General features: G+C 64.7%; 6 protein-coding genes. 2 read left to right on the top strand and 4 right to left on the bottom strand.

Going from position 1 to position 6774, the window contains the following annotated elements; genetic code table 11:
- Positions 1-92: 92 nt before the first annotated feature.
- From X803_RS0107265 to X803_RS0107275, 3 genes are all read right to left on the bottom strand, one after another.
- Entirely contained in the window at positions 93-1775 is a 1683-nt protein-coding gene (locus X803_RS0107265; RefSeq protein ID WP_026544631.1) for a thiamine pyrophosphate-binding protein, read from the bottom strand.
- Positions 1775-2758 (bottom strand): agmatinase, encoded by a 984-nt coding sequence (gene speB / locus X803_RS0107270; RefSeq protein WP_026544632.1) that lies wholly within the window; start codon positions 2756-2758, stop codon positions 1775-1777. The genes X803_RS0107265 and speB overlap by 1 nt, the downstream gene beginning before the upstream one ends.
- Positions 2759-2862: 104 nt before the next feature.
- Entirely contained in the window at positions 2863-3270 is a 408-nt protein-coding gene (locus X803_RS0107275) for a VOC family protein (protein WP_026544633.1), read from the bottom strand.
- A gap of 161 nt (positions 3271-3431) precedes the next feature.
- Between X803_RS0107275 and X803_RS0107280 the strand changes: the two genes are divergently transcribed.
- Together X803_RS0107280 and X803_RS0107285 are read left to right on the top strand one after the other, a co-directional pair.
- The gene (locus X803_RS0107280; protein WP_084033510.1) at positions 3432-4388 is read left to right on the top strand and encodes a carbohydrate ABC transporter permease; all 957 of its coding nucleotides are present in this window, start codon (positions 3432-3434) and stop codon (positions 4386-4388) included.
- Positions 4389-4390: 2 nt separating this feature from the next.
- A complete protein-coding gene (locus X803_RS0107285) occupies positions 4391-5332 on the top strand; it encodes a carbohydrate ABC transporter permease (RefSeq protein ID WP_026544635.1) in 942 nt (313 codons plus the stop codon).
- Between the two features lie 153 nt (positions 5333-5485).
- Here the strand turns inward: X803_RS0107285 and X803_RS18430 are convergent.
- Positions 5486-6774, bottom strand: a 1289-nt coding sequence (locus X803_RS18430; protein ID WP_051470554.1) for an extracellular solute-binding protein, incomplete at its 5' end; no start/stop codon positions are given.

Below are 6774 nucleotides of genomic sequence, written 5' to 3' on the forward strand. Positions count from 1 at the left end.
CGGCGAGCTCCGGCGTGGAGGGCCCGCCCGCCATGGGAGCTCCGATGATCGGCCGGTCCAGGTCCCGAAAATCAAACATGCTCCCAACCTACCTACAGGTGGGTCGGAGCGAAGAGCCTCAGCAGCGTTTCAACAACGACGACGTTGGGACCGTCCGCGGCGAAACCCGCCTCAAGCGCCTCGCGCACATCCTCCGGCGCCACGCGGACCGCGGGAACACCGAAGGACTCCGCCAGCTTCACGAAGTCCGGCCGGGTGAGCTCGGTTGCGGTCGCTTTCCCGAACGCGCCCTCCATGTATTCGCGGAGGATGCCGTACCCGCCGTCGTCGACAATCAGCCAGGTCACCGGCAGATCATGCTGGCGTGCGGTGGCCAGCTCCGCGATCGAGTACATCGCCGAACCGTCCCCGGACACCGCGAGCACCCGCGCCGGAAGCCCCTTCGAGGCAAGCCCCACCGACCCGCCGATTGCGCTCGGAAAGCCGAAACCCAGCCCGCCGGCGCCCTGCGCGGAATGGAATTCACCATCCCGGGAATCCCAGCAGCTCCAGGCCCAGTACGCGGCGATGGTCATATCCCAGAAAGTCTGCATGTCATCCGGGACGGCGCCGCGGATGTCCGCCATGAACGTGCGCTCCTTGCCCAGCTCCTGCGCCTCAAGGCGTGCCTGGACTTTGGTGAGGGTCTCGGCCACGAGCCGGCGCGGATCATAGTCCCCGGTGCGGCGGTCAACGGGTTCCAGTGCTTCGTCCAGCGCTCCAAGGGCCTGCCCGGCGTCGGCGCGGATCCCCAGCGCGGGCCGGTTGGACTCGAGGACCCGCGGTTCGGCGTCGATCTGGATGATCCGGCCACGCGGCTCCAGGGTGAAGTAATTGGACGTCACCTCGCCGAGGGAGGAACCGATGACCAGCAGCACGTCGGCGTCCTCGAGAACCTCGGTGACGTAACGGTCCTCCACCCAGGACTGCAGCGAGAGCTCATGGTTCCACGGAAACGCACCGTTGCCGCCGGGTGAGCAGACCACGGGTGCGTCCAGCTTTTCCGCCAGCGAGAGCAGTTCCTTCTCGGCCCTGCCGCGACGGGTTCCGCCGCCCGCCACGATCGCGGGACGTTTCGCTTCCGACAGCCACCTGACCGCCTCACGGACCAGCTCCACACGCGGCGGATTGTCGAACGGTTCCGCGAGCGCGTCCTCAACCCGGGGAACGACGACGGCGTCGAGCAGCACATTCTGCGGAACCTCAACCCACACAGGCCCCTGCGGCGAGGAGACCGCTTCGGTCCACGCGTCCTGGATGGCCGATGGGATTCCCGAGGCATGCTGGATCAGCCGCTGGCTCTTGGTGACGTTGGCGGCGGAGGCCTTCTGGTCGTCGAGCTGGTGGAGCATTCCCTTGCGCCGGGCGCCGAGGCCCTCGAGCGGAATCTGGCTGGCGATGACCACCATCGGCACTCCGGTGGCGTAGGCCTCCTGGAGCCCGGCGAGCGAGGTGAGTGCACCCGGCCCCGTCGAGAGGAAAAGGACACCCACTTCGCCGGTTGCGCGGGAGAACCCGTCGGCGGCGAATGCGGAGTTGTTCTCCACCCGGGAGGACACAAACTGCAGGTCGGAGCGGGACAGCGCATCGAAGAGCCCGAGCGCGTGCTGGCCCGGGATACCGAACACGGTGGTGGCACCGAGCGCGCTCAGCGTCTCGACCACCAGGTCACCGCCGTTGCGCGAACCCGTGACCGGCTGTGGGGGAACGGTGGCGTCACTCTCAACGGACTGCATCAGGCGTCCTTCCTTGTGGAAATTTCATCGGCCATCAGACTCACCAGATCGTAGGCGACGTGCGACGCCGCCACACCGGTGATCTCCGCATGATCGTAGGCGGGGGCCACTTCGACGACGTCGGCGCCCACCAGGTTCATCCCGCGCAGGCCGCGCAGGATCTCGAGGAGCTCCCGGCTGGTGATCCCGCCGGCTTCGGGGGTGCCGGTGCCTGGGGCGTGTGCCGGGTCGAGGACGTCGATGTCGATCGAGACGTAGAGCGGCCGGTTGCCGATCCGGTCGCGCAGCCTGGCGACGGTCTCGTCAACGCCCTGGCGGAAGACGTCCGAGGAGGTGACAATCCCGAAGCCGAACCGCCGGTCATCCTCCAGGTCCTTCACCCCGTACAGCGGTCCGCGGGTGCCCACGTGGGAGATCGCTTCGGTGTCGAGGATCCCCTCCTCCACGGCACGCCGAAACGGTGTGCCGTGCGTGTACTCGGCACCGAAGTAGGTGTCCCAGGTGTCCAGGTGGGCATCGAAGTGCAGTAGCGCAACGGGCTCCCCGGCGCGCTCGGAGGCAGCGCGCAGCAGCGGGAGCGCAATCGTGTGGTCCCCACCGAGCGTCACCAGGCGGGCGCCGTCGTGCGTGAGATCCAGTGCGTTCTGCTGGATGGTCTCGATCGCCTCGTTGATGTTGAAGGGATTGACCGCCATGTCACCGGCATCGGCAACCTGAACGCGCTCAAAGGGCGAAATATCCATGGCCGGGTTGTAGGGCCGCAGCAGCCGGGACGCCTCACGGACGTGATTGGCGCCGAACCGCGCCCCCGGCCGATAGGACACCCCGGAGTCAAAGGGAACACCGACGACGGCGATATCCGGCCTCTCCACCTGATCCATCCTCGGGAGCCTGGCAAAGGTGGCCGCTCCGGCGTAGCGCGGAATGCGGGCCGAATCGATCGGGCCGAGATGACCGCCTGCCGTGATGCGCAGCTCTTCCACTGGACTCCTTCGCTTTCCCCGTGCGAGTGCACGCAAGTTGCCTAATAGGCATCAACTGTTTAGCGAAAGGCTAATTTGTGGCAAGCGTCTCAGTCAAGGCGACCTTACTGCCGCGGCATCAGCGGCTTGTCCGCGCGGGCCTTGATCTGTTGCACGGCCCAGGAATTGCCGTCGGGATCATCGAAGCCGAAGAAGGTGCCGCCGTCGCGCTCGTCAAACACGGTGATGTCACTGACGTCGACTCCCCTGCCCTGCAGTTCCTCACGCGCTGCGGTGGCGTCCGGGACCACCAGCTGAAGGCCCTTGAGGGTGCCGGGCTGCATCGCCTGCATGCCCGGTCCGTTGCCGAAGACAATGGAGCAGCCCGAGCCGGGCGGCGTGAACTGGGTGAAGTGCATACCGCCGGCGTCGGTCTCGAAATCCTGCACGAAGCCGAGCCCGTCCCGGTAGAACTCGATGGAGCGGGCAATGTCGCTGACCGGCACCACCACCACTTCCAGCGTCCAGTCCATGGCTTCTCCTGACCGTGAGGGGATGCCGCTCAGGCTACCGCGACCGCCTTCTCTGCGTATAGCCCATCGCTTCTCAAATTGGAAGATTTTTTCCCGATACAAAGCAGGCTTATGGCTTACTCTTGTCAGAACTAATCCTGCCGACAGCAAGGAGGTGCAGCATGGCCACAGCGATCGACTCCCAGCAGAAGAAACGACTGCGGCGTCCCCGCTGGATCAAGGAGCCCTTCAACCGTGAAGCGAGGGCAGGGTATCTGTTCATCCTTCCCTGGGTGATCGGATTCCTCGTCTTCACGCTGGGCGCCATGGTCTACAGCCTGGTCATCTCCTTCACCAACTATGACCTCTCCACCGACACGGCCACCCCCGTGGGTTTCAGCAACTACGAGCTGCTGTTCAAGGATCCGAAGGTCATGACGTCGCTCGGCAACACGCTGTACTACGCCGTACTGTCCGTGCCGCTCGAAATCTGCTTCGCCCTGCTGCTCGCGTACCTGCTGCACCGCATTCCCGACCGCGGGGCTGGCATCTTCCGGATCATCTACTACCTGCCGAAGATGACCCCATCGGTGGCCGCGGCGTCGATCTTCCTGCTGCTGCTCAACGGCAATTCGGGAGCGATCAACGGGTTTCTGGGCCTGTTCGGCATCGACGGGCCGCAATGGCTGATCGACCCGGACTGGATGAAGCCGTCCATCATCATCATCGGTCTCTGGAGTGTCAGCGGAACCATGCTGATCCTTCTCGCAGCCCTGAAGAACGTGCCCAAGGACCTGTACGAGGCCGCCGCTATTGACGGCGCCGGCTCAATCCGGCAATTCTTCTCGGTCACCCTGCCGATGATTTCCAACGCGCTGTTCTTCTGCACCATCGTGCTGACCATTGCAGCGCTGCAGGTCTTCGACCAGGCGTTCCTGCTGTTCTACCGCGACACTGCCAGCGGCTCTCCCGATGCCGCCCTCTTTGTCGGCGTGTACCTGTTCCAGCAGGCCTTCCAACAGTTCAACATGGGCTTCGCCGCCGCGATCGCGTGGCTGCTGTTCGTCATCATCCTCCTGATCACGGTCGTCCAGGTCCGCTTCGGGAACAAGTTCGTCTACTACGAGGGAGGCGGGTAGCCATGGCGTCAGTCGTGAACTCGCAGCCGCAGGCAGTCGTCGAATCGGATCCGCGGGACAGGTCCGCTGCCGCACCCAACCAGGCCTTCCCCTGGTACAAGCCGCGCAGCATCGCGGGCAGGATTGTGCTCTGGACGCTACTGCTCGGCTTCTCCGCCCTCTTCATGTACCCGTTTGTCTGGCTTCTGGCCGCGACCTTCAAGCCGCGGCAGGATGTCTTCGACAACCGGCTGATCCCGGAAACCTGGGTCTTCACCAACTACGTAGAGGTGTGGGAGCAGCTGCCGCTCCTGGCCTGGATCTCCAACAGCCTGATCATCGCGCTGCTCGCCGCCGGCCTGGTCACGTTCTCCAGCTCGCTGGTGGCCTTCGGGTTCGCCTACTTCCGCTTCCCGTTCCGGAACCTGCTGTTCGGCCTGGTCCTGGGCACCATGATGCTGCCCGGCGCCGTGACCATGATCCCGGTCTACCTGATCTGGAAGGAACTCGGCTTCCTCGGCACCACGGTCCCGCTGTGGGGTGCCAATCTTTTCGGGTCCGCCTTCTACATCTTCCTGCAGCGCCAGTTCTTCCTCGGCCTGCCGCGGGACATCTTCGAGGCGGCCCGGATCGACGGGTGCAGTTACTTCGGGCTGTTCCGTCGGATAGCCATGCCGCTGTCCATCCCGTCCTTCATCATCGTGTTCATCTTCGAGTTCCAGGCCAGCTGGAACAACCTGCAGGCGCCGCTGATCTACCTGAACTTCGGCAGCCCGGACCAGTACACGGTGCCCCTGGGCATCTCATATGCGATGACGCTCTTCAGCCCCACCTCAGGAGGGCAGGCGGACTACCAGTACGTGATGACTGCGGCCCTGCTGGTGACGCTGCCCATGCTGGTGCTCTTCGCGTTCGGTCAGCGTTACTTCATCGAGGGCCTGGCCGGGCAGGGCCGGAAGGGCTAACCCCACCGGCGTCGAGTTGGCAGGACACACCCCTTTTGACGCTCCATAAACGGCGTGTCCTGCCAACTCAACGGGCAGACAGAAGGAGGGTGGGAGCCGGTAATCTCGGGCTCCCACCCTCCTTTGATGCCGGTCAGAGAACGACGGCGGCGCCTACTGGGCGCCCGCAGTCGCCTGCTCGTACACCAGCATTGCTGCGGCCTGCGCGTCGCCGAGTGCTTCCTCGATGGTCTTGTCACCGGACATCGCCGGAGCCATCGCATTCTGCAGCTCGGTCTGGATCTCCAGCCCCGCCGGCGAGGAGCCGAGGGGAACACCGTTCTCGAGCGCCTGGTAGTAGGAGTCGATCAGCTGGTCGAAGCCCTCATTGCCGGTGGACTCGAGGTACTCGTCCTTGATCATCTGGTCGGCGGTCTGCGATCCGGTGAAGATGCCGGTGAAGATGCCGCCTTCCTCCATTCCGGACACGCGTGCCTCGGCTGCTGCCATCCAGGCTTCATCGGAGGTGTTGGTGACTGCCCACTTGCAGGCTGCGGCCTTGTTCTTGGCGCCCGTGGGGATCACGTAGGACTGGCCGCCGGCAACCGCGATGGCGTCGCCGTCCTGGTTGCGCAACGGAACACCGGAAATCTCAAGCTGGTCAGCGAAGTCCGAGAGGACGTTCGGGTACCACTGGGCGTACAGGCCGGCACCGACCTGGTCAGCGACGAACTGGTTGTTCTCGCCGAAGAAGTCCCAGGTTTGCCCGAAGCTGTAGGCGGTCTCATAGCCGCCCTGCGCATCGTAGATGTCCTTGAGCCAGGTCAGCGCTTCGATATTGGCGGGATCGTCGAGGGTCGGCTTGCCGGTCTCGTCCATGATCTTTCCACCGAAAGCGGCAAACCAGACCGGAGCCTGGGACGGCATCTGCGGGTCGAATCCCAACCGCGTGGGGGTATCGCCCTCGGATTCGTACATCTTCTCGGCGGCACCGAGAACGGCCTCCGGGTTGGACGTGTCCAGATCCTCGGCGGTGACGCCGGCTTCCTCCATCACACGGGTATTGGTGATGATGGACCACGGCTGCCAGAACTGCGGGATGCCGTACACCTGGTCGTTGTAGGTGACGTCCTGGAGTACCGCCGGGTAGTAGTGTTCCTCGGCGTTGACGTCGTGGGTGGTGAAGCAGTCATCAACGGGCTCGATCAGGCCCTTCGCCGCATAGGTCGCCACATACTGGCGGTCCATGACCACGAGGTCCGGGAGGGTTCCGCTGGCGGCCTGCGCGGCGAACCGCTGGGGGTCGAAATTGCTCTCATTGATCTCGACCGTGACGCCGTCCTCTTCGAGGGCGGCAGTGGCAAGGTCCGCTCGGGATGTTGCCACCTCGTCGCCGAGGGTAAAGCCGCCGGTGGTGAGGGTCCCCGAGAGGTCCGCTCCGTAGTCCACCGCCTCCGCCGTAT

Origin of the sequence: Arthrobacter sp. 35/47, assembly GCF_000520475.1 — a bacterium.
GTDB classification, from domain to species: domain Bacteria; phylum Actinomycetota; class Actinomycetes; order Actinomycetales; family Micrococcaceae; genus Arthrobacter_D; species Arthrobacter_D subterraneus.